The 23,675-nt window shown below is 64.8% G+C and carries 18 protein-coding genes and 1 pseudogene; 5 read left to right on the plus strand and 14 right to left on the minus strand.

Going from position 1 to position 23,675, the window contains the following annotated elements; genetic code table 11:
- Positions 1–71 precede the first annotated feature (71 nt).
- From SJY40_RS08145 to SJY40_RS08155, 3 genes are all read right to left on the minus strand, one after another.
- Positions 72–2,615 (minus strand): penicillin-binding protein 1A, encoded by a 2,544-nt coding sequence (locus SJY40_RS08145; RefSeq protein WP_378944850.1) that lies wholly within the window; start codon positions 2,613–2,615, stop codon positions 72–74.
- Positions 2,616–2,692: 77 nt separating this feature from the next.
- Positions 2,693–3,913 (minus strand): N-acetylmuramoyl-L-alanine amidase, encoded by a 1,221-nt coding sequence (locus SJY40_RS08150; RefSeq protein WP_378944853.1) that lies wholly within the window; start codon positions 3,911–3,913, stop codon positions 2,693–2,695.
- The gene (locus tag SJY40_RS08155) at positions 3,910–5,046 is read right to left on the minus strand and encodes a pyridoxal phosphate-dependent aminotransferase (protein WP_378944855.1); all 1,137 of its coding nucleotides are present in this window, start codon (positions 5,044–5,046) and stop codon (positions 3,910–3,912) included. The genes SJY40_RS08150 and SJY40_RS08155 overlap by 4 nt, the downstream gene beginning before the upstream one ends.
- 170 nt (positions 5,047–5,216) lie before the next feature.
- Between SJY40_RS08155 and SJY40_RS08160 the strand changes: the two genes are divergently transcribed.
- Positions 5,217–5,969, plus strand: a complete 753-nt coding sequence (locus SJY40_RS08160) for a DsbA family protein (protein WP_378944858.1) — start codon at positions 5,217–5,219, stop codon at positions 5,967–5,969.
- 37 nt (positions 5,970–6,006) lie between these two features.
- Here SJY40_RS08160 and SJY40_RS08165 read toward each other — a convergent pair whose 3' ends face one another.
- The 6 genes from SJY40_RS08165 to SJY40_RS08190 form a co-directional block, all read right to left on the minus strand.
- Complete coding sequence (locus tag SJY40_RS08165) at positions 6,007–7,440, minus strand: mannose-1-phosphate guanylyltransferase/mannose-6-phosphate isomerase (RefSeq protein ID WP_378944861.1); 1,434 nt, start codon at positions 7,438–7,440, stop codon at positions 6,007–6,009.
- A gap of 179 nt (positions 7,441–7,619) precedes the next feature.
- Positions 7,620–11,135, minus strand: a complete 3,516-nt coding sequence (locus SJY40_RS08170) for a vitamin B12-dependent ribonucleotide reductase (protein ID WP_378944863.1) — start codon at positions 11,133–11,135, stop codon at positions 7,620–7,622.
- A 415-nt stretch (positions 11,136–11,550) separates the two neighbouring features.
- The gene (locus SJY40_RS08175; RefSeq protein ID WP_378948322.1) at positions 11,551–12,063 is read right to left on the minus strand and encodes a 5-formyltetrahydrofolate cyclo-ligase; all 513 of its coding nucleotides are present in this window, start codon (positions 12,061–12,063) and stop codon (positions 11,551–11,553) included.
- Between the two features lie 23 nt (positions 12,064–12,086).
- Positions 12,087–13,502, minus strand: coding sequence for a magnesium transporter (gene mgtE / locus SJY40_RS08180; protein WP_378944866.1), 1,416 nt, complete (start codon positions 13,500–13,502; stop codon positions 12,087–12,089).
- Between the two features lie 42 nt (positions 13,503–13,544).
- Positions 13,545–14,330 (minus strand): inositol monophosphatase family protein, encoded by a 786-nt coding sequence (locus SJY40_RS08185; RefSeq protein WP_378944869.1) that lies wholly within the window; start codon positions 14,328–14,330, stop codon positions 13,545–13,547.
- A 163-nt stretch (positions 14,331–14,493) separates the two neighbouring features.
- Entirely contained in the window at positions 14,494–14,853 is a 360-nt protein-coding gene (locus SJY40_RS08190) for a helix-turn-helix domain-containing protein (protein ID WP_072297702.1), read from the minus strand.
- Positions 14,854–15,041: 188 nt separating this feature from the next.
- Between SJY40_RS08190 and SJY40_RS08195 the strand changes: the two genes are divergently transcribed.
- Positions 15,042–16,001, plus strand: a complete 960-nt coding sequence (locus tag SJY40_RS08195) for an NADPH:quinone oxidoreductase family protein (RefSeq protein WP_378944872.1) — start codon at positions 15,042–15,044, stop codon at positions 15,999–16,001.
- Between the two features lie 104 nt (positions 16,002–16,105).
- Positions 16,106–16,852, plus strand: coding sequence for a Bax inhibitor-1/YccA family protein (locus tag SJY40_RS08200; protein ID WP_378944875.1), 747 nt, complete (start codon positions 16,106–16,108; stop codon positions 16,850–16,852).
- A gap of 65 nt (positions 16,853–16,917) precedes the next feature.
- Here SJY40_RS08200 and SJY40_RS08205 read toward each other — a convergent pair whose 3' ends face one another.
- The 4 genes from SJY40_RS08205 to rplU all read right to left on the minus strand — a co-directional run bounded on the left by SJY40_RS08205 (position 16,918) and on the right by rplU (position 19,386).
- Positions 16,918–17,916, minus strand: a complete 999-nt coding sequence (locus tag SJY40_RS08205; RefSeq protein ID WP_378948324.1) for an LLM class flavin-dependent oxidoreductase — start codon at positions 17,914–17,916, stop codon at positions 16,918–16,920.
- 117 nt (positions 17,917–18,033) lie between these two features.
- A complete protein-coding gene (locus SJY40_RS08210; protein WP_378944878.1) occupies positions 18,034–18,606 on the minus strand; it encodes a GNAT family N-acetyltransferase in 573 nt (190 codons plus the stop codon).
- Positions 18,607–18,726: 120 nt separating this feature from the next.
- Positions 18,727–18,999, minus strand: coding sequence for a 50S ribosomal protein L27 (gene rpmA, locus SJY40_RS08215; RefSeq protein ID WP_072297698.1), 273 nt, complete (start codon positions 18,997–18,999; stop codon positions 18,727–18,729).
- A 12-nt stretch (positions 19,000–19,011) separates the two neighbouring features.
- Positions 19,012–19,386 carry a 50S ribosomal protein L21 gene (gene rplU / locus SJY40_RS08220; protein ID WP_072297697.1) on the minus strand — a complete coding sequence of 125 codons (375 nt, stop codon included), beginning with the start codon at positions 19,384–19,386 and terminating at the stop codon, positions 19,012–19,014.
- A 267-nt stretch (positions 19,387–19,653) separates the two neighbouring features.
- Here rplU and SJY40_RS08225 point away from each other — a divergent pair, with 267 nt between their 5' ends.
- Positions 19,654–20,625 (plus strand): putative zinc-binding metallopeptidase, encoded by a 972-nt coding sequence (locus tag SJY40_RS08225; RefSeq protein ID WP_378944882.1) that lies wholly within the window; start codon positions 19,654–19,656, stop codon positions 20,623–20,625.
- Here SJY40_RS08225 and SJY40_RS08230 read toward each other — a convergent pair.
- A pseudogene (locus tag SJY40_RS08230) lies at positions 20,622–22,443 on the minus strand (ABC-F family ATP-binding cassette domain-containing protein). The gene SJY40_RS08225 and the pseudogene SJY40_RS08230 sit on opposite strands and share 4 nt — an antisense overlap.
- Before the next feature lie 146 nt (positions 22,444–22,589).
- Between SJY40_RS08230 and SJY40_RS08235 the strand changes: the two are divergent.
- The gene (locus SJY40_RS08235) at positions 22,590–23,588 is read left to right on the plus strand and encodes a Fe(3+) ABC transporter substrate-binding protein (RefSeq protein WP_378944885.1); all 999 of its coding nucleotides are present in this window, start codon (positions 22,590–22,592) and stop codon (positions 23,586–23,588) included.
- Positions 23,589–23,675: the final 87 nt, after the last annotated feature.

Here is a 23,675-nt window from a genome sequence, read left to right on the forward strand (position 1 = left end):
CTTCGGTCTGGCGTCAGGTCCGGGGTGATAACGCGGCGGGCGGCCTTGGGCAAGACCACCCGCCGCCGCGATCAGTAAAGACCGCCCGAGGACATGGACCCGAAATCGGCCCGCTTGGGGATCACCCGCTTCTGGCCGGTCGAGGTGGTGATCGAGGTCGCGGCCGCGGCCCCCGCCTCCCACGGCAGGATGACGTTGTTGTCGCCAAAGCCCGACACGACATAGGGTGTCATCCAGTCGGGGTCGGTGCCGTCGCGGAAATATTCCGAAATGACGTTCGGCCCGGTCGCATCATCGGCCAGCCGCTGGCCGGTCACGCGGTCGATCTTGACCCAATAGCCACCCGGCGGAACCTTGAATTCCGTGCCGCCGAACTTGCGGACCGCGTCGCGCATGAAGGCGTTGAAGACCGGCACGCACAGCGTCCCGCCATAGGCGCGGTTGCCAAGGCTGCGCGGCTGGTCGAAACCGATATAGCAGCCCGCGACGATATTGCTGGAATAGCCGATGAACCACACGTCCTTGGCGTCGTTCGTGGTGCCGGTCTTGCCCGCGATCGGCACAGGCAGGTTCACGCCCTTGCCCGAGCCGCGCTTGACCACACCCTCCATCATCGAGGTCAGCTGATAGGCCGTGACCGCATCCATCACCCGTTCGCGGTTGTTGTCGATGACCGGACCCTGCCCCACGGGCAAAGGCTGCATGCCGCAGGTTTCGCAGACCCGCTGGTCGTGGCGATAGACGGTGCGCCCGCGGCGATCCTGCACGCGGTCGACCAGCGTGGGTTCGACCCTTTCGCCGCCGTTGGCGAACATCGCATAGGCGGCGACCATCTTGAACAGCGTGGTTTCCTGCGCGCCAAGGGCGTTAGCAAGGAAGGGGCGCAGCTTGTCATACACGCCGAAATCCTCGGCATAGCGGGCGACCTGATCCATGCCGATATCGTCGGCGATGCGGATGGTCATCAGGTTGCGCGACTGTTCGATGCCGGTGCGCAAAGGCGTCGGCCCGTAATGCTGACCCGAGCTGTTCTTGGGTTCCCACAGCCCCTGCGGCGTGTTCACGCGGATGGGTTCATCGACCACGATGGTGGCGGGGGTATAGTTGTTGTCCAGCGCCGCGGCATAGACGAAGGGTTTGAAGGACGACCCCGGCTGGCGCTGCGCCTGCGTGGCCCGGTTGAAGACCGAACTTTGATAGGAAAAGCCGCCCTGCATCGCCAGCACGCGCCCGGTGTTCACGTCCATCGCCATGAAGCCGCCCTCGACCTGCGGGATCTGCCGCAGGGTCCAGCGGATGAAGCTGCCGTCGCTGTCGCTGGTCATGGCACGGACCAGCACCACATCGCCCACGTCCAACAGATCGGCGGCGACCTGTGCGCGGGGGCCAAGGCTGCCGTCGGCATTGCGCTTGCGGGCCCATTGGACGTCCTTGGCGGTGATCCAATGACCGTCGGCGTCTTCCTCGATGCCCTCGATGCCGATGCGGGCGTCGCTGCTGCCCATTTCCAGCACGACGGCGGGGTGCCATCCGGCGATGTCGCGCGGCAGGCGCAGGTCCCACAGCGCGCCGCGCCACGCGACCTGATCGGTCAGCGCCTCGGGGGGCAGGACCTCGCCGGTGCCGCGCCAGATGCCCAAGCCGCGGTCGTATTGTTCCAACGCCTCCTGCAGGGCGGTGGCGGCTTCGGTCTGCAGGTCGGGATCGACGGTGGCGCGGATGGTCATGCCGCCGCCGAAGAATTCGTCCTGACCGAATTCGCGGCTCAACTGCCGGCGGATTTCATCGGTGAAGTAATCGCGGTTGGGCAGCTGGTTCTGGAAGGACTTGAAGTCGCCGTTCTGGACCGAGCGCAACGGCAGCTTGGCCTCGGCCTCATAGGTGGCCTCGTCGATATAGCCGTTCTGCCACATCTCGCGCAGGACATAGTTGCGGCGTTCGGTGACACGTTCCTTGGCGCGCACCGGGTGATAGCGACCCGGCGCCTGCGGCATGGATGCCAGCATCGCGGCCTCATGCGGGGCCAGTTCGGTCAGCGACTTGTTGAAATAGGTCTGCGAGGCGGCGGCGACGCCAAAGCTGTTCTGGCCCAAGAAAATCTCGTTCAGATACAGTTCCAGGATCTGGTCCTTGGACAGCGTCTGTTCCAGCCGCGAGGCCAGGATCAGTTCCTTGACCTTGCGTTCGACGCTGCGGTCGCTGGACAGCAGAAAGTTCTTCATCACCTGCTGGGTGATGGTCGATGCGCCGCGCACCTGCGAACCGCCACTGGCCGCCGCCTGATAGGCCGCCCCCAGGATGCCGCGCAGGTCATAGCCCGGGTGGCTGAAGAAATTTTTGTCCTCGGCGCTGACGAAGGCCTGCTTGACCAGATCGGGAATTTCATCGATCGGCACGAAGATGCGGCGTTCATCGGCAAACTCATCGATCAGCTGACCTTCGGCGGAATAGATGCGGCTGATGGTCTTGGGCGAATATTGCGCCAGCGTTTCATGGCTGGGCAGATCGCGCGAATAGACCCAAAAGATCCCGCCCAAGGTCAGGGCAATGAAGAAGCTGGCGGTCACGAACCAGGAAAAGATCGCTCCGATGAATGAAAGTATGGCTCGCAGCACGTCATGTCGCCTTTTCGGATTTTCAGGGCCAGTCTATAACGGCACCTGCCCCCACGGTCAAAGCAACACTGGGTGTGTCACTTGCGCAGCAGGGCACCACGGGCGGCTTCGTCGTGCCACCAGCCAAGGGTCGCCTCGGTGACGGCGCGGACCATGCGGGCGCGCCATATCGGATCGGACATCTTCGACAGGTCGTTCCGATCCGAGATGAACCCCAGTTCCAGCAGGACCGAGGTGATGTCGGGCGACTTCAGCACCGAAAATGCCGCCCCCTGCACGGGCCGCCCGTGCAGCCCGATCCCCATCAGCGCCATGCGCGAAATCAGCTGGCGGGCATAGGCCTCGGACCGGGGCTGGGTGTCGGTGCGGGCGAAATCCATCAGCGCATGGGCCAGCGCGTCATCCTGCCCCGACAGGTCCATCCCCAGCAGCAGGTCGTCGCGTTCATGCCGCGCGGCCAGCTGGCGGGCGGCACGTTCATCGGCGGAATTGCTCCAGACATAGACGGTGGCGCCTGCCGCCTGCCCCTTGGGCAGGGCGTCGGCGTGCAGGGAAATCATCAGATGCGACCCCGCCTGCCGCGCCACCGTCATGCGGTCTTCCAGCGCGACAAAGCTGTCCTTGTCGCGGGTCATGTTGACCGTGACGCCCTTTTCGGTCAACGCATCACGCAATTCGCGCGCGAAGGTCAGCACCAGTTCGGCCTCGGTGGTGGCACCGGCCTGCGCGCCGGGATCGAAGCCGCCGTGGCCGGGGTCCAGCGTGACGACCAGCCCCTCGCCGCGGATGGGCGTATCGGACAGCAGGGCCGGATCGGGCAGGTTGCGCAGCGCCGCCGCAGCCGAGGGACGCGGGCTGAAATCCTGGGGCGAGACGGGCCACAGCGCGACGTTCAACCGCGCCTGCGCGCCGCGGGTGTCCATGCCGGCGCTGGCCACGCGATAGGGACCGGGCAGTTCCAGCACGATACGCGACCAGCCGCGCTGGAAGCTGCCGCTGCGGATGGCGTGCAGCAGCTCATTCCCGAAGATCGCGCCAAAGTCCTGCCCGACCATATTCGTGCCCTTCAGGTCGATCACCAGCCGCGCAGGATCGCCGACCAGAAAGACCCGATAGGGCACGGCCTGATCGATCGCCAGCGACAGGTCCAGCGCACGCGGCCCGAAGACGCGCTGCCACCACCCCGCATCGCGCTGCGTCAGCGAGGATGCGCCCAGATCGATGCGCGCCGGACCCTGCGCCAGCGCGGGCGGCGCAATGGCAAGCATCAGGAACAGAAGGGCCGCGCGCAGGATCATCGGCGGGCCATATACTCGGTCAGGCGGCGCAGGCCCTCGGCGATGTCGGCGGTCGCGCGGGCATAGGAAAAGCGCAGCGTCTGCCCCCCGCGCACCGGGTCGAAGTCCAGCCCCGGCGTGACGGCGACGCCTGCGTGTTTCAGAATTTCGGCGGCCAGCGCGACCGAGTCATCGGTCAGATGCGACACATCGGCATAGACATAGAAGGCGCCCTCGGGCGGGGCGATGCGGTCGAAGCCCGCCTTGGGCAGTTCCTGCAGCATCAGGCGGCGGTTCTCGGCATAGACGGCCAGATTGGCCTCGGCCTCATCGGTGCAATCCAGCGCAGCCAGCGCGGCGATCTGGCTGGCATGGGGCGGACAGATGAACATGTTCTGCGCCAGACGTTCCACGGTGCGGACCTGTTCGGGCGGCACGACCATCCAGCCGATCCGCCAGCCGGTCATGGAAAAGTATTTGCTGAAAGAGTTTACGACGAAAACCTCATTCGTCACCTCAAGCGCGGAATGGCAGCGGTCGCCATAGGACAGCCCGTGATAGATCTCGTCCGAGATGACGGCCACGCCCTTCGCCTGCGCCGCATCGGTCAGGGCGCGCAGTTCCGGCACACTGAGAACCGTGCCCGACGGATTGCCGGGCGATGCCAGGATCAGCCCCTGCACGCCGTCCGGAATGTCGTCCGGACGCGGCTGATAGCGGTCTTCGGCACGGGTCTGGATGCCCACGGGTTCCAGCGACATCGCCTTGAGGATCTGGCGATAGCTGGGATAGCCGGGGAACCCCATCGCGACCCTGTCTCCCGCATCGAACAGCGCCGAGAACGCCAGCAGGAACGCCCCGCTGCTGCCCGAGGTGACGACGACGCGACCGGGGTCCAGATCGACCCCGTACCAGCGCCGGTACAGATCTGCGATGCCCTGACGCAACGCCGGCAGCCCAAGTGCCGAGGTATATCCAAGCGGCTGGTCCAGCGCCGCCGCCAAGGCACGACGCGCGCCTTCGGGGGCGGGGGTGCCGGGCTGGCCGACCTCCATGTGGATGATGTGGCGGCCCTGCGCTTCGGCGCGTTGGGCCGCCTCCATCACGTCCATCACGATGAAGGGGTCAACCTGACCGCGGGTGGAATGTCGCATTGTGCTGCCCCTTGTGTCCTGTCTTGCGGCCCGGTGATAGCGCGGGCCGACCCGACCATCCAGCCTTTTGCGGTCCCTGCGACCGTCACGCAGCCTTGTTCGGGGGTATTCTTGCCATCGCCGGACACCCGGTCCAAGCTGCCGCAAAGAAAAACCGAAGGGTTCCCACCATGAAACGCCTGATCGCCGCGCTGCTGCTTGGCGCGTCCCCCCTGCTGACCGGCCCCGCCATGGCCTTCGACATCGGTGCCATGACCGATGCCGAAAAAACCGACTTTGGTGCCGCGGTGCGTGAATACCTGATGGCCAATCCGCAGGTGCTAATCGAATCGATCAACGAGTTGGAAAGCCGTCAGGCCGAACAGGCCGCCGAGAACGACGTGGATCTTGTCGCCCAGAACCACGACGCGATCTTCGATGACGGTCACAGCTGGGTCGGCGGCAATCCCGATGGCGATCTGACCATGGTCGAATTCATGGATTATCGCTGCGGCGTTTGTCGCCAGTTCAATAAAGAGGTCGTCGATGCCGTCGAGGATGACGGCAATATCCGTCTGATCATCAAGGAATTTCCGATCCTTGGTCAGGACAGCGAGGCTTCCAGCCGCTTTGCCATCGCCGTCAAGCAGATCGCGGGCGACGACGCCTATAAGGCCGCCCATGACGCGCTGATCACCCTGCGCAGCCCCGCCAACGAAGAGGCTCTGCGCAAGCTGGCCGACCAGATCGACGTGGATGCCGACAAGGTCATCGCCCAGATGACCTCGGATGAGGTGACGCAGGTGTTGGTCAGCAACCGCGAGTTGGGCGAGACCATGGCAATCCAGGGCACGCCGACCTTCATCATCGGCGACCAGATGCTGCGCGGCGTGCCGCGTGCAGGCATCGCCGGCAGCATCGATCAGGTTCGCGACGCGATGTGACACGGCCGCCCCGCCCATTTGGCGGGGCATGCGCCGGTCAGTCTGCGCTGCTGCGGGAATAGACGTCTTCGTAGCGGATGATGTCGTCCTCGCCCAGATAGCTGCCGGTCTGGACCTCGATCAGGACCATCGGTACCTTGCCCGGGTTCTCCATCCGGTGGACGGCGCCCAGGGGGACATAGATCGACTGGTTTTCCGTCACCAGCGTGACGTTTTCATCCACCGTGACCCGCGCCGTGCCCGACACCACGATCCAATGTTCGGACCGATGGACATGGCTTTGCAGCGACAGCGCCGCGCCGGGTTTCACAACGATGCGCTTGACCTGGAAGCGGTCGGCAAGGGCCAGCGTCTCGAACCAGCCCCAGGGGCGGTGATCGCGGGGGAAGGCCTGCGCCTGCTTGGCGCCCTTTTCCTTCAGCGCGGTCACGGCCATGCGCACGTCCTGCGCACGTGACTTGTCGGCCACCAGCACCGCATCCGAGGTCGCCACCACCATCACGTCCGACAGCCCGATGCCCACGACCTGCAGATCGTCGCTGTCAGAGCGCAGCAGCACGTCGCGGCAATCGATCGCGGTCGAATTGCGGTCCGTGACCACGCCCAGATCCGAGGGCGCATGGCCCAGAGCCTCGCGCCAGACGGCGTCCCAGCCCCCAAGGTCCGACCAGCGTTCCGAAAAGCGCACGACGCTGAGGTTGTCGGCCTTTTCCATCACCGCATAGTCGATGGATTCGTCGCGCAGCCCCTGCCAGGGCGTCTTGGCCAGCCGCAGGAAGCCCAGGTCCATCTGCGCCTGATCCAGCGCCGCCTGCACGGGTTCGATGTAATCGGCGGCGTGGTCGCGGAAGGCCTGGATCATGGCGCGGGCGCTGAACAGGAAGATGCCCGCGTTCCACAGGTAGTTCCCGGCCTCGACCATCTGCGCGGCGCGTTCGGCATCGGGCTTTTCGACAAAGCGCGCCAGCGGTTGCGGTCCCGCGCCGGTCGAGGCCAGCTCGAGATAGCCATAGCCGGTTTCGGGGCGATCGGGGGTGATGCCGAAGGTGACGATGCGACCCTGCTGCGCGGCCGCGGCACCATCGCGGACGGCCGCGACAAAGGCCTCGACGTTCGGGATGACGTGATCCGAGGGTGCGACCAGCACCAGACCCTCGGGGTCATTGGCCGCGACCATCATCGCGGCGGCAAGGATGGCAGGCGCGGTGTTGCGGCCCGCGGGCTCGATCATGATCTGGCCGGGCTGGATGGCGGCCTGTTCCAGCTGCTCGGCGACAATGAAGCGGAAATCGCTGTTGGTCATCACCACCGGATCGTTGAAATCCGGCCCCGACAGGCGGCGTGCGCTGGCCTGGAACAGCGTCTCGTCCCCGATCAGCTGGGCGAACTGCTTGGGAAAGCTCTTGCGCGACACCGGCCAAAGCCGAGTCCCCGAACCGCCCGCCATCAGAACAGGTGTAATCTTGGTCATCGCGACCCCCTTGGCGCCAAGCGCCCCTTGTCGTTGCGCCGGTCCACGGGGGCCGACGATATCGGCGCAGTGAAGGACAAACCCCGCACCCGCGTCAAGACGGCCCCGCGTCCCGCTGTTCCCAGCCTAACGCCAAGTCGTTGCCCGCAAAAGAGTATCCGTGACCGGTCGCGCAGACTTCAGGATGTGCCGCCTGTCCATCCGCATGTGCCACAACGGCAGGATGCCCCCTCTTGCCGGATGCTGTCGTGACCGCAAGCGGCGCAATATTGCGGTGCCACCTGCAGGGCGGTCTGCCCATGCATGCGCGCGGCACCCCCCTGCAGCACCATCAGTTCCTGCGGCAGGCGCTTGCGCAGATAGCCGGCGCTGCTGATCTGGCGCAGCATCGTCAGCGGCTGGATGGCGGGATCGGCCTTGGGGGCCTCGCCCTCGCGCTCACCCTCGCCCAGATCGTCGAAGCTGGCGCCCGTGGGTTTCACATGAGCCAGATCGGTGCGGTCCAGATAGCTGACGGCCAGTTCGCGGAAGACGTAATCCAGGATCGAGGTCGCATTCTTGATGCTGTCGTTGCCCTGCACCGTGCCTGCCGGTTCGAAGCGGGTGAAGGTGAAGGCATCGACGAATTCCTCCAGCGGCACGCCGTATTGCAGGCCGACCGAGACCGCGATGGCGAAATTGTTCATCATCGCGCGGAAGCCCGCGCCTTCCTTGTGCATGTCGATGAAGATCTCACCCAGATTGCCATCGTCGTATTCGCCGGTCCGCAGATAGACCTTATGCCCGCCGACGCTGGCCTTCTGTGTGTACCCCTTGCGGCGCAAGGGCAGCTTCTCGCGCTGAGAGCGGATTTCCTTGACGATGATCCGCTCGACAATGCGCTCGGCCATGATGCTGGCACGCTGGCGGGGCTGGGCGTCGATGACCGCCTGCAGATCCTCATCCTCGCCGAACAGCGAGCGCGCGACGGGTTGCGAAAGGCGCGATCCGTCGCGGTGGATGGCGCTGCATTTCAGGCCTTGGGTCCAGGCCGCGTCATGCACCGCCAGCGTGTCGGCGATGCTGGCCGCGTTCGGCAGTTGCAGCACCTTGGCGATCCCACCCGACAGGAAGCCCTGTATCGCCGCCATCATCCGCAACTGGCCGTCCACCGACAGTTGGCGCGTGCCGCAGGGGCTGGCGCAGTCAAAGACCGGCAGATCCTGCGGGCGCAGATCGGGGGCGTCCTCGATCGTCATGGTGCCGCAGACATGGTCGTTCGCCGCCTCGATCTGCGCCTGCGAAAAGCCCAGATGCGCCAGCAGGTCAAAGCCCGGATCGGCCAGCAGATCGGCCCCGATGCCCAAGGTGCCGCGGCAGAAGTCCCGCCCCAAAGTCCATTGGTTGAAGACGAAGCGGATGTTGAAGGCGCCCGCCAGCGCGGCCTCGATCCGATCCAGCTGCGACGGACCGAAACCCTTGGCAGCCAGCGCCTGGTGACCGATCGTAGGACAGCCGACCAAGGTGCCATGGCCCGTGGCATGGGCCGCAATGCGGGCGATCTGACCGTCGTCATAGCCAAGCGCCGCCAAACCCTGCGGGATCGCGGGGTTGATGACCTTGGCGGGGCTTTGGCCGTGGCCGACCTTGAACCTGACCTGCGCGTGATCGGGGTCCAGCCCTCGGGTATCGCAATCAAGACCCAAAGCCATCTGCGCATCGCCTGCCAGCAGGCTGGCCTGTGCATTGCGGAACCCATGCGCCCGACCAAGATCAAGGGCCATGTCCCACGCCTGCCGGGCCTGGGCGACCAGCGCCTGATCGGGACAGGCATCCGCGTCCAGCGGCACCGGCGGCCTGTTCAGCCCGACGTAATCGCCTGAGCCATGCGCCGCCGCGTGGTGGTTGGCGATGACCCGCAGCATATCAGCGGCGTTGCGCGCATGCCCCGCAAAGGCTCCCACCCGCGCCGCCATCCGGGCGCTGGTGGCATAGGCGGTGCCGGTCATCAGCGCGGTGATCGCCGCACCGATTGCACGCCCCTGATCGCTGTCATAGCCCAGCCCCATCCGCATCAGCAGGCTGCCCAGACCCGCATATCCCAGCCCCAGGGGGCGGAAATGGAAGCTGCGTTGCGCAATACGGGCCGTGGGGAATTGCGCCATCGCGACCGAAATCTCGGACGTCAGGGTCATCAGGCGGGTGGCATGGGCAAAGCCTTCGGCGTCGAAGGCGCCATCGCTCAGGAAGGCCGGCAGGCTCAGCGTGGCGGTGATGCAGGCGGTGTCGTCAAGGAACAGATATTCGCCCGCGGCACTGCTGCCCCGGATCGGGCCATCCTGCGGGCAACTGTGCCATGCATTGATCGTGTCGTCGAATTGCACCGAAGGATCGGCGCTGGCCCATGCGGCATTGCCGATCTGCGCCCAGAGTTCGGCGGCATCAACGGTCTGCGCGATCCCGCCATCGGTCCGGCGCAGCAGCGCCCAAGGGGCCTCCTGCTGAACCGCCCGCAAAAAGGCATCGCTGACGCGGACCGCGTTGTCGCTGTTCTGACCCGAGATGCTGGCATAGCCCGCCCCGTCCCAATCGGTATCGAAACCGGGGAACTGGATGCTGGTGAAGCCCTGCTGACCATATTGCAGCACGCGAAGGATCATGCCCTCGGGGATCATCGCGTCGCGCGCATCGCGCATGGCCTGCGTCAGCGCGGGATTTCCCGCTGGATCGGCGCCCCCGCCCGCGACCGCCGCAAGGATCGCGTTCAGGTGCCGCTGATGCAGATGCGCCCCCGCGATCATGCTGGAGAGCTTGTTCTCCTCCTCCAGCTTCCAGTCGATGAAATCGCCGACCTCGGGGTGGTCGATGTCGCAGATCGCCATTCTGGCACTGCGCCGCTTGTGGCCGCCGGGCTTGATCGCCCCTGCCACACGATCGCCGATGCGCAGGAAATCCATCAGCCCGCTAGAGGAGCCGCCCCGCGACAGGGCCTCATCCGCGCCGCGCAGATCGCTGAAGTTCGTGCCGCTGCCGCTGGCCTGCTTGAACAGCCGCGCCTCGCGCTGCCACAGGTCCATGATGCCGCCGTCCTCCAGCAGGTCGTCACTGACCGACTGGATAAAGCAGCCATGCGGGCGGGGGTGGCAGGCCTCGGCGCGGACCGGCGTGCCCGTGGCCGGAGCGACCCGGAAGCCCTGCGGCCCGCTGGCGATGCCATAGGCCCAATGCAGCCCCGTCATCTGCCATTGTTCCAGCGAGGGCGCCGCCATCTGGCGGGCCAGCATCGCGCGCGTCTCGTTCATGTAGACGCGGGCGTCATCCGGACTGTCGAAATAGCCGCCCTTCCACCCCCAATAGGCCCAGGCCCCCGCGATGCGGTCAAAGACCTGCCGCGCGTCGGTTTCCGCGCCAAAGCGCTGTTCGGCGGGCAGGTCCTGAAGGGCGGCCAGATCGGCCTCGTGTCGCCACAGGAAGTCGGGCACGCCCTCTTCGGGGATGGGCCTGACGATGGCAGGGACACCTGCGTGATGGAAATACGACTGCGCCATGACCTCGGTCGCGATCTGGCTGAAGGCGGCGGGCACCGTGACAGGGTCGCCCGGCTGTTCAACCTCGATGTCGTCCATATCAGGCGCGCGGGCCACCATGCGGGTGACAAAGGCGATATCGCCAAAGGCCCCGTCACGGGATTGGTGGAAACGACCTTCGATCTGCATGTCAGCGCGTCCTGTACTTGCCTGCCTTGGACCGCGCGACGCGTGACGACCGCCCGGTGGCCGCACGCGTGAAACCCGTGCCGCCGGTCATCCGTAGTCCTTGGGATATGCGCCCTTCGCCCACATCCTGTGCCGCTGCGGCATATCGCGTCAGGTTGCCGCCGGCCCCAAAGGGGTGCAACGCATTTATTTCCGCGAAACCATGGGTTTATACGTTGACAGGCCGCCCGTATCCACCGGCGGGGATTCGTGCACAGGGAAGCGCCGATTTTCGATGGCAATCACCGAGCAATGCCGAAAAATCCTGTGATGTCAGTCGGCTGCATGGAGCTGTCCCGCAGATATCCACAGGCTTGCCCGGCTGTCATCCCCAGCTTGCCAACAGGGGGTGCCCAAATGCCACGCGGTGCCGATTTCAGCGCAGGAAAGTCAGGGTTTCGCGGTCGGTGACGATCAGATCCAGCGGTTGGTCGTAATCCTCGGCGGGAATGGCGGGCAGTTCCTGACAGGCAAAGGCAATGCCGATGGCCGTCACCGGCCCCGATTCGCGTAGGACCTGCAAGCTCCGGTCATAGAAACCGCCGCCATAGCCAAGGCGGTTGCCCTGCCTGTCAAAGCCCGCCAGCGGCACGATCAGCACCTGCGGGGTCAGTTCCGGCGCGTCCGGCGCGGGGTGCGAGGTGCCGAAAGGCCCCACCTGCAGCGGTTGGTCCCGCCATGCGCGAAAGACCAGCGGGCGGTCCTTGCCTGTCACCACGGGCAGGCACAGCGGGCCGTCATGGGCGGCCATGGCGGCACGGGGATCGACCTCATCGCGCATCGGCCAGTATCCGGCCAGAACCGCCGCCGCATGGGGGGCAAGCGCCGCGATCAGGTTGCGGTCCAGCGCCGCCTGATCGCCCCCCAGCCCGCGCGCCTGCAAGGCCATTCGCCGCAATGCCGCCTTATCGGTCACAACAGGACCGTCGAGGCCAGCCCGAGGAAGGCCATGAAGCCGATCACATCGGTCATCATCGTGACGAAGGTCCCCGAGGCCAGCGCCGGGTCCGCCCCCAGCTTGTTCAGCGCCAGTGGCACGAGAATGCCCGCCAGCGCCGCCACCATCAGGTTGATGACCATGGCCATGCCGATCACCGCCGCCAGCCAGGGGTCCTGGAACCACAGGAAGGTGATGGCCGCCATGATCGCGCCAAAGACCAGCCCGTTGATCAGGCCCACGGCCATTTCACGCCGCACGACCCGCAGCGCGTTCGAGGACGACAGGTCGCGCGTCGCCAGACCCCGCACCGCGACGGTCAGCGTCTGCGTCCCTGCATTGCCCCCCATCGAGGCCACGATCGGCATCAGCACCGCCAGCGCCACCAGCTGGGAAATCGCGCCCTCGAAGAAGGCGATGACGGCGGCGGCGGCAAGGGCCGTCGGGATGTTGGTGGCCAGCCACGGCACGCGTTGGCGCACTGTCTGGCGCACGCTGTCCGAGATGCTGGATTCGTCGCCCACACCTGCCAGACGCAGGATGTCCTCTTCGTGTTCCTCGTCCAGAACGGCCATGGCATCGTCGATGGTGATGACGCCGACCAGCCGGTCGTCGCTGTCTACGACAGGCGCCGAGATCAGGTGATACTGGTTGAAGATATAGGCGACATCGGCTTCCTCGGCATAGGCGCTGATGGTGCGGAAGCTGTCTTCGGCCATATCGCGCAGCACGGCATCGCGACGCGACGCCAGCAGGCGGCCAAGCGTGACATAGCCGATGGGGTGGCGGCGCGGATCGACCAGAATGATGTGATAGAACTGCTCGGGCAGCCATTCCTCGCGGCGCATGAAGTCGATGGCCTCGCCGACGGTCCAATGCTCGGGGGCGGTGACGACTTCGGATTGCATCAGGCGACCGGCGGAATATTCCGGATAGGCCAGCGACTGGCGGACGGCGGCCTGATCGCTGTCGTCCAGCGCCGACAGGATGGCATCGCGGTCGGTGTCGTCCAGATCCTCGACCAGATCGACGACATCATCGCTGTCCATTTCGCGAACGGCATCGGCCAGAACGTGGCGAGGCAGCAGCTCCAGCACCTCTTCGCGGATGGATTCGTCGATTTCGGACAGGATCTCGCCGTCGATCTCGGCGCCATACAGCTCGAGGAACAGGCGCCGGCGCGCGGGGGCCAGCTGTTCGATGATGTCGGCAATGTCGGCGCCGTGCAGCTTTTCCAGCAGCGCGTTCAGGGCGGGCTGATCGCCCTGATCCAGAACATCGTCCAGCCGCCCCAGGAATTCGGGGCTGGTGACGTAATCCTCGTCCCCATGATCTGGCCCTTGGTCGGGGTTCGGGGTCTGATCGATCTGCAGGCGGTCGTGGTCGGTCATGCGGCCCCTCTGTCGGATATGGTCTTGCGTGGTGGTGGCGGGTCAGCCCGCCAGCAGGGCCAGCGCGGCCGCGTGCAGTTCGGGCGTGGCGGCGGCAATCACCTGTCCGCCCTGCGCCGCGGGTCCGCCCTGCCAGTCGGTGACGATGCCCCCCGCCGCCTGAACGACGGCCAGCGGCCCCGCGATGTCATAGGATTGCAGTCCGGCCTCGATCACCAGATCGATCTGACCAAGCGCCAGCAGCGCATAGGCATAGCAGTCCAGCCCATAGCGCGTCAGCCGCACCTGATCGGCCACGCGGCGGAAGGCCTGCGCCTCGGACGGGGTGCCGACCTCGGGGAAGGTGGTCATCAGGGTCGCGCCCTCCAGCGCCACGCCGCCGCGCACCTTCAGGGGACGGCTGCCATGCGGGCCAGTCAGCTGGGCGCGGCCCAACCCGCCCTCGAATCTTTCGCCGGTATAGGGCTGGTCGATCAGGCCATAGATCACGTCCTGCCCGTCCGACACCCCGATCAGCACGCCCCAGCTGACGGTGCCGCTGATGAAGGCGCGCGTGCCGTCGATGGGGTCCAGGATCCATGTCAGGCCGCTGGTGCCGGCAGCATGTCCGAATTCCTCGCCCAGAATGGCGTCATCGGGGCGCTGGCGTGCCAGAACCGCGCGCATCGACTGTTCGGCGTCGCGGTCGGCCTGCGTCACGGGGTCGAAATCGGCGGGGCGCTTGTTGTCGGCGACCAGATCGTCGCTGCGGAACAGGGGCAGGATCGCCTTGCGGGCGGCATCTGCCATGTCATGCGCGGTTCGAATGATCTGCGATGCGTCCTGCATGATGGTCCCCTGTCGCCGGTTGACGCAGGTGTAACCCGAATGCGGCGCAGGGGCCAGACGCGAACGGGGCACGGCCCGTCGGTCACGACACTTGCGTGAATTGGAAAGGTCGCCCCGCATTCATCATGCGGCGCGACCTGTTCTCACTCCGGTGTCACCCGGTTCAGGCGGCGTCCGACAGGACGCGGGCCAGTTCGAAGATCTGCCGACGCTGTGCTTCCGGCATTGCGTAATATGCACGCACCAGTTGCAAAGCTTCCTTGTCGGCGAACATGTCGCCCTCGACGATCTGCGACATGGCCCCTTCGTGCAGCCCTTCGAAGAAGAAGCTGACCGGAACATCCACCGCATGGGCAATATCCCACAGACGCGAAGCGGAAACACGGTTCATCCCGGTTTCATACTTCTGGATCTGCTGGAACTTGATACCGACCTTATCGGCCAGTTGCTGCTGAGTCATTCCGATCATCCAGCGGCGATGGCGGATACGCTTACCAACATGAACATCAACACTATGCTTCATCGCTAACCTCGCTCAATCTACAGAGGTGGTACGACGAGAAGGCACAATTCTACAGTGTCTTCTTGGTTAACGGGCCCGATCTTGACCAAAAAGACAGGTCTGTGACAGCCTTCGGGACGTGCCGGACCGGATGGTTGGGCTAACCTGAGCGTCAATGCCGCCATACGCGCGCCTTCCCGGGAGAAAACATGATTCGCCAAGCCCAAATTCTTGCCCTCGGTCAGGGGCCTTCCATCACTACCGGTCCGCCCCCCGTCGCCGGTCCGGGGCAGGTCTTGGTGCGGATGGGGGCCGCAGCCCTGAATTTCGCGGATTTGCTCAAGGCGCAAGGGACCTATCAGGAACCGCAGGACCCGCCGTTCGTCCCCGGACTGGAGGGCGCAGGTACCGTGATCGAGGCCCCCGAGGGGTCGGGACTGGTCGCGGGCACCCGCGTCGTCGTGTCCTGCCCCGGCACCATGGCCCAGATCGTGGCCACCGGTCCCGACACCCTGCAAGCCATTCCCGACAGCATGACCCTTGAACAGGCCGCTGGCTTTCAGGTGGCTTATGGGACAAGTCATCTAGCCCTGACCGGGCCCGGTTCGTTAACGAAGGGTCAGACTTTGGTCGTTCTTGGCGCCGCCGGAGGGGTGGGTCTGACCGCCATCGAAATCGGTGCCGCGCTTGGCGCGCATGTCATCGGCGTGGCCCGCGGGGCCGACCGTTTGCAGACCGTCAGAGCCGCTGGCGCCCATCAGGTGATCGACAGCGCCGACTGTCCCGACCTGCGTCAGGCCCTGCGCGACATGGGTGGCGCCGATGTCGTCTATGACCCCGTCGGGGACGCCCCCGGTGCCGCCGCCTTCCGCGCCCTGCGCCCCAAAGGCCGCCATCTGATCATCGGTTTCGCGGGCGGAAAACCCCCTGAACTGCCCCTGAACCACGCCTTGGTGAAAAACATCTCTATCCACGGTTTCTACTGGGGCGGGTATCGAAAACAGGACCCCGCCGCTCTGCGCGCCAGCATGCAGGCACTGTTCCAACTGTTCGATCAGGGTCTGCTGAACCCGGTCATGGGCAAGGTGCTGCCCTTGGATCGCATTCAGGAAGGTTATGATCTGCTGCGTGAGAGGCGGGCTGTCGGAAAGGTCATCATAACCCTGTAATTGCGCCCATCCGTCGCATGCACGGCATTGAAAAAAATCGCCGGACAACCGATATTCAAGGTCACAAGGGGTCCGTCCCCGATTGCCTCACAGAGGAGAGTTCGATGGCAGATTTTAACACTTATCGCACCGCGCAGGGTGTCGGCACCCGCCGTGCGGTGGTCGATGAAGGCCTGCGGGCCTACATGAGCAAGGTTTACGGGCTGATGGCGGTCGGCATGGGTGTTACCGCCGTGGCCGCTTTCGGCATTTCGACGGCTGCTGTCACGGCTGATGGCCAGCTGACGGGACTGGGTGCCGCGATCTATACCTCGCCGCTTAAATGGGTGATCATGTTCGCCCCGTTGCTGATGGTCTTTGCCTTCGGCGCGGCGATGAACCGCCTGTCGGTCGGCGCGGCCACTGGTCTGTTCTATGCCTTCGCCGCCCTGATGGGGCTGTCGATCAGCTCGATCTTCCTGGTCTATACTTCGGTGTCGATCGTGCAGACCTTCCTGGTCACGGCCATCGCCTTCGCGGGCCTGTCGCTTTGGGGATATACCACCAAGAAGGACATCTCGGGTTGGGGCAGCTTCCTGATCATGGGCGTGATCGGCCTGATCGTCGCCTCGATCGTGAACATCTTCCTGCAATCCTCGGCGATGCAATTCGCGATCTCGGGTCTGGGCGTGCTGATCTTCGCGGGTCTGACGGCCTATGACACGCAGAACATCAAGAACACCTATCTGCAGATGGCGGGTTCGGATGCGGACTTCATCGGAAAATCGGCCATCATGGGCGCCCTGCAGCTGTATCTGGACTTCCTGAACCTGTTCATGTTCCTGCTGTCCTTCATGGGCAACCGCGAATAATCGCAGGCCACATCACGACACAAGAAGGCCCCGCCGGAATTCCGGCGGGGCCTTTTTCATGCGCTTCAGGCGGCGTTGGCCGATGGCAGATCGGACATCACCTCGGCGGCGATCTCGAAGCTGCGCAGGCGGGCCTTATGGTCGTGGATCTGGCCGGTCAGGATCACCTCATCGGGGCGATGCTTCTGCAGCAGAGCGGCCATCTGGTCGTGCACTTCGTTGCGCCCGCCGACGGCGCTGATCCGCAGGGCACGATCGACCCCCTGCCTGACCGAGGCGCCGATTTCCGCATCAATGTCACGCACGGGACGCGGCAGCTTGCCGGGCTGGCCGGTCCGCAGACGGGCGAAAGCCAGCTGCATGGTGGTGCGCAGATAGGCAGCCTCGCCGGGATCATCAGCCGCAAAGATATTCGCGGCCATTACGACATAGGGCTTCTGCCCCCAAGGCGAAGGCCGGAACCTTTCGCGATAGATCGCAAGGGCGCGCTCCATGTCATCGGGCGCGAAATGACTGGCAAAGGCATAGGGCAGGCCTAGATGCGCGGCCAACTGAGCGCCGAAGGTGCTACTGCCCAGAATCCAGACGGGCACATGCGTGCCTTCGCCCGGAATTGCGCGGACGGCGGCATCGGGACGTTCGTTGCCGAAATACTCCAGCAGTTCGACCACATCCTGCGGGAAGGTATCCGCGCTTGGATCGCGGCGCAGGGCGCGAATCACCGCGCCATCACCCCCGGGCGCGCGGCCAAGGCCAAGGTCGATGCGGTCGGGAAAGGCCGTGGCCAGCGTCCCGAAAGCTTCGGCCACGGTCAGCGGCGCGTGGTTGGGCAGCATGATGCCGCCCGCGCCGACCCGGATACGGCTGGTCGCCTGCGCCACCAGCCCGATCAGGACGGCGGTCGCGGCGCTGGCAATGCCCGGCATGTTGTGATGTTCCGCCAGCCAAAAGCGGCGATAACCCCATTCCTCGGCGTGTTGCGCAAGGTCGATGGTGTTGCGAATGGCATCCTGCGCGGTGCTGCCCTCGGGGACAGGCGACAGGTCCAGAAGCGAATATGGGATGTGCTGTGTCATGTGCAGGATTTAATCGCGCGCACGGGTTTTGCAATGCCCCGGATGCACGATATGCAATTCCCGCATGGCATCGGTTCAGGGGACGCGGACGCCCCCTGAATCCGATCAGGCCATCTTGCGCAGATAGGTCCAGGTCGGCACCCGTGCATCGCGTGCCACCGACCAGCTTTCGGCGTCGCCCAGATAGACGAAGCCGCAATTGGTCAGCACGCGGGCCGAGCCGGCATTGTCCTGAAACGCCTCGGCGAACAGGGTGCGCGCGCCATGCGGATTGGCCGCGACCAGCGCCGCGACGGCCTCGGTCGCGAAACCGGTGTTCCAGAAGCCCGCGCCGATCCAGAAGCCCAGTTCGGACTGGTCACCCTCCATCCGGGTCAACGACACGACGCCCAGCAGTTCGGAGAGCTTGTTCTGCGACCCGTCGATCGCCCAGACATCCTCGCCTCGGTCGGCGGCCAATGCACGGGCGACGAAGCTTTCCGAGGCGCCATGCGGCAGCGGATGCGGAATGGCGCGCGTGCCTTGGGCCACGCGTTTATCGGCGGTGTAATGCGCGATCATGCCCGCATCCGAAGGACGCAAGGGGCGCAGGGTAAATCGCGCGGTTGGAATGATCGCCTGGCTCAATTGCGTCGGATCATTCGCCTTGAGGTCATCCAGACGGGTGCCCTCTCTCATCGGTGCAGACATTACCATGTTCCCTCCCCCGGAAACTGGCTGGAAATCGGAATGATTAAACAGCTGGGGGGACCGGCTTGCGCCGATCCCCCCTTTTAACATCGGAATGTTACGCTTGGGTTACTCGGCAGCCTCGACCGTCGCGGGGACGATCGAAATGAAGGTGCGCCCTTTCAGGCCCTTCTTGAAGCTGACGTGACCATCGGTCAGCGCGAACAGGGTGTGATCCTTGCCCATGCCGACGTTCACGCCCGGCCACCAGGTGGTGCCGCGCTGACGTGCGATGATGTTGCCCGCGATGGCCGCTTGGCCACCGAACAGTTTGACGCCAAGACGGCGACCGGCCGAATCGCGACCGTTGCGCGATGAACCGCCTGCTTTTTTATGTGCCATGGGTTGTTCTCCTTAGGCTTCAGCTGCGTCGGCAACCTTGGTGCGTGCACCAATTGCTGCTTTGACACCGGTTTTGTCCGCGCCTTTTTCAAGCACATCGGTCACACGCAGCAGCGTCAGCTGCTGGCGGTGGCCACGGGTCCGCTGCGAGCTGTGCTTGCGGCGACGCTTGACGAAGGTGATGACCTTGTCAGCCTTGATCTGATCGATCACTTCGGCCTGAACGCAGGCACCTTCGATCATGGGCGCACCCAGGGTCGAGCCGACCATCAGAATGTCATTGAACTGGACTTTGTCGCCAGCTGCAGCATTCAGCTTTTCAACGCGCAGGACGTCACCCGCCTGCACCTTGTACTGCTTGCCGCCAGTTTTCAGAACCGCGAACATCGCTTCTTATCCCTTATCAACCGCATCCTGTGGTCCCGACCCTTGGGCCGAAGTTCATGGGTTTCCCCACCGTCGGACAGCGCACCCATCGAAGGGTGTTATTGAAAACAATCAACCGGCCAAGGGCAGATGCCCGGCCGGTGCGTGCCAATTGGCCCATCGCACCGGCAAAGTCAACCCTTGCGAAAAGCACCGCGACCTGCGAACGGCAGGAACCTTGGGGGCCCGGCGGCGCTTGTGCCCTGCCACGAACCAACCGGAAGTCCGATGCAACGCTTCACCTGTCCCGCCTGCGGGACCCGCGCTTATTTCCACAACATGACCTGCACCTGCGGCGAACAGCTGCACTATGACCCCCATGCCCGCGCCATGGTCGTCGATGCCGTTCCCTGCAGCAACCGCCAGACCATCGCCTGCAACTGGTCCACGGGGTCGCAGGGCACCCGCTGCATGTCCTGCGCGATGTCGCATGTCGTGCCGGTGCTGCATGTGGGCGACAACCTGCATCTGCTGTCGGCGACCGAACGCGCCAAGCGGTGGGTGCTGGCGAATTTGGCGCAATGGGACTGGTTCAACGACAATGACGCCGGTCGCCGCCCGCATTTCCAGATGCTGTCGGAAAATACCGGCGGTCGCGCCCAGCAGATCATCATGGGTCATGCCGCGGGCGAGATCACTATCAACGTCACCGAGGCCGATGAGCTGATCCGCCTGAAGCGTCAGCTGGATCTGGGCGAACAGTACCGGTCGATGGTCGGGCACTTCCGCCACGAGATCGCGCATTTCCTGTTCGACCGGCTGGCCCGCTCACCCGATTTCCAGCCTGCCTTCCGCGAGTTGTTCGGCGACGAACGGCAGGATTACGGCGCTGCGCTCAAGCGTCACTATGCCGATCCGCGTGATCCGGGGCGTGACTATATCACCGGCTATGCCACCGCCCACCCGCATGAGGATTGGGCCGAGACGGTCGCGCATCTGCTGCATCTGGTGGATTTCGCCGACAGCTTCGTCAGCGCGGGCCTGTCGATGTCCAGCGTCCCCGAGGGTTTCAGCCCCTATCAGGAAACCGACACGCCTCGCCTGCTGTCCGTCGCCGCCGAGATTGCCATCGCGGTGAATGACATCAACCGCGCGCTGGACAACCCGGACCTCTATCCCTTCGTGCTGACCGGGCCGGTCCGCACCAAGATCGCCTTCGCGCACGACTGGCTGCGCGATCACATCGACCGCGGGGCTTAACCCGCGGCCTTTTCTTCCAGTGCCAGCCACTCTTCTTCGGCATCGGCCAAGGCGGCCTGACGTTCGCTCAGCGCAAGGCTGGCCTTTTCGAACTTGGCCGGTGCCTTGGTGAAGAGTTCCGGGTCAGACATGAACTCGGTCAGCTTGGCGATCTCGGCCTCGAGGCGTGACAGAACCGAAGGCAGCTCCTCGAGGCGGTGCTTTTCGGTAAAGGTCAGCCCTTCGCGCGGCGTTTCCGCTGCGGGTTTGGCCGGTGTCGCCGTCCCCGTCGCCTGACGCGCGGCTGGTGCGGCCAATACAGGTTCGGGCTGCTGACGCTGGTTCTGGTAATCGCTCCAACCGCCGGCATAGACGGTCGCGCGGCCATCACCCTCCATCGCGACGGTGGTGTCGGCGACGCGGTCGATGAAGTCACGATCGTGGCTGACCAGCATGACGGTGCCGTCGTATTCGCCCAGCAGATCCTGCAACAGGTCAAGCGTTTCCACGTCCAGATCGTTGGTCGGTTCGTCCATCACCAGCAGGTTCGAGGGTTTGGCCATCAGCTTGGCCAGCAACAGACGCGCCTTTTCACCACCCGACAAGCTGCGCACGGGCGCACGCGCCTGACCGTCGTCGAACAGGAAGTCCTTCAGATAGGCCACGACATGCTTGGGCACGCCCCGCACCATGACCTGATCGGCACGGCCCGACACGCTCATGTCCGGGTCGCCCGTTAGGGATTCCCACAGGGTCTGATTGGGGTTCAGCGCCGCGCGGGCCTGATCGAACACCGCGATTTCCAGATTGGTGCCCAAGGTCACCGTGCCTTCGTCGGGCGCGATCTCTCCGGTCAGCATCTTGATCAGCGTCGTCTTGCCGGCACCGTTCGGGCCGACGAAGGCGATGCGATCGCCGCGCTGGATGCGCAGATCGAAGGGCGCCAGGATCACCCGATCGCCGAAGGTCTTGGAAATGCCCTGCACCTCGACCACCTTCTTGCCGCTGGTCGGACCTGAATTCCAGCGCCATGGCGGCGGTGCCCTGACGGCGGATCTGGCTACTGCGTTCACTGCGCAGATCGGCCAGAGCGCGCACACGGCCCTGGTTGCGCTTGCGACGTGCGCTGATGCCTTCGACGGCCCAACGGGCCTCGGCCTTGATCTTGCGGTCCAGCTTGTGGCGCGCGTCGTCTTCGGCGGCCCAGGTGGCTTCGCGCCAATCCTCGAAGCCCTCGAAGCCGCGTTCCTGACGGCGGACCTGACCGCGGTCGATCCACAGCGTCGCCTTGGTCAGGCGGCGCAAAAAGGCACGGTCGTGGCTGATCAGCACGAAGGCCGCACGGGTCTGCGACAGATGTTCTTCCAGCCAGCCGATAGCCTGAATGTCCAAGTGGTTCGTCGGTTCGTCCAGCAGCATCAGTTCGGGCGCACGCGCCAGCAGGCGCGCAAGCGCCGCGCGGCGACGTTCGCCGCCCGATGCGGTGTCGACGGGGCGGTCGGGGTCGAACTTCAACCCTTCCGCGGCCATGTCGACCAGATAGCCTTCGCTGTCGTCCAACCCGTCACGCGCGAAATCGCCAAGCGTGGCAAAGCCCGACAGATCGGGATCCTGTTCCATATAGCCGGTCGAGACGCCGGCCGACAGAACGACCTCGCCCTTGTCGGCTTCGACAAAGCCCGCCATGACCTTCATCAGGGTGGATTTGCCCGAGCCGTTGCGCCCGACCAGCGCGACGCGGTCGCCGGGCTGGACGTTCAGGGACAGGCCGTCGAAAACGGGATCGCCGCCATAGGTCAGCGAGATATCGGATAGTTGAAGAAGGGGTGCTCTTGCCATCCCTGCGCCCTAGCGCGCCGCCCGTGCGCGGTCAATGGACCCCGTGCGCGCGACGCTGCGAAAGGCGGGTTGCCGCAGCGCAAATTCTTGACAGCTTTGGTAGGACATCATATCCGCGACCCCATAACACGATGACAGGAGCTTACATGCGTCACCTGATCCTTGCCTCGCTGCTTGGCGCCACCGCCATGCCTGCACTGGCCGAAGAAGTGAACGTCTATTCCCATCGCCAGCCCGAACTGATCCAGCCGCTGTTCGATGCCTTCACCAAGGAAACCGGCATCACCGTCAACACCGCCTTTGTCAACAAGGGCATGGTCGAACGTCTGCAGGCCGAGGGCGACCGTTCCCCCGCCGATCTGGTCCTGACCGTCGATGTCGCCCGCTTGGGCGAGGTCAAGGACGCCGGCGTGACCCAGCCCGTCGAAGACGAGATGCTGGACGTCATCCCCGCCGATCTGCGCGACAAGGACAACCAGTGGTTCGCCCTGACGACCCGCGCCCGCATCGTCTATGCCCATAACGAGCGTGTCGCCGATGGCGATGTGACCACCTATGAGGATCTGGCCGATCCCAAGTGGAAGGGTCGCATCTGCACCCGTAGCTTCACCAACGATTACAACGTTGCGCTGACCGCGGCCTTCCTGGCCCACCACGGCGAGGAAGAGACCCTGACCTGGCTGCAGGGCATCAAGGACAATCTGGCCAAGCGTCCCGAAGGCGGCGACCGCGATCAGGTGAAATCCATCTGGGCCGGCGAATGCGACATCAGCCTTGGCAACACCTATTACATGGGTGCGATGCTGAAGGATGACGAACAGAAGGAATGGGCCGAATCCGTGCGCATCGTCTTCCCGACCTTCGAGGATGGCGGCACCCATGTGAACGTGTCCGGCGTGGCGATGACCAAGGCCGCCCCGAACCGCGATGCGGCGCTGAAGCTGATGGAGTTTCTGGTCAGCGACGAAGCCCAGCACATCTATGCCGAGACCAACAACGAGTTCCCGGTCAAGGACGGCGTCAACAAATCCGAGCTGGTGGCAAGCTGGGGTGAATTCACCCCCGACGACCTGCCGCTGTCGGAAATCTCGGCGCTGCGCCCCAAGGCGCTGGACCTGATCGAGCAGGTCAATCTGGACGGCTGATCCGCAACAGTTTCATCCAAGTCCCGAAAGGCGCAGGCATATTGCTTGCGCCTTTTGTCATGCTGGCGCAATCATCTGCACGATAAG

It is taken from the genome of Paracoccus sp. R86501, assembly GCF_042466435.1.
GTDB lineage: Bacteria > Pseudomonadota > Alphaproteobacteria > Rhodobacterales > Rhodobacteraceae > Paracoccus.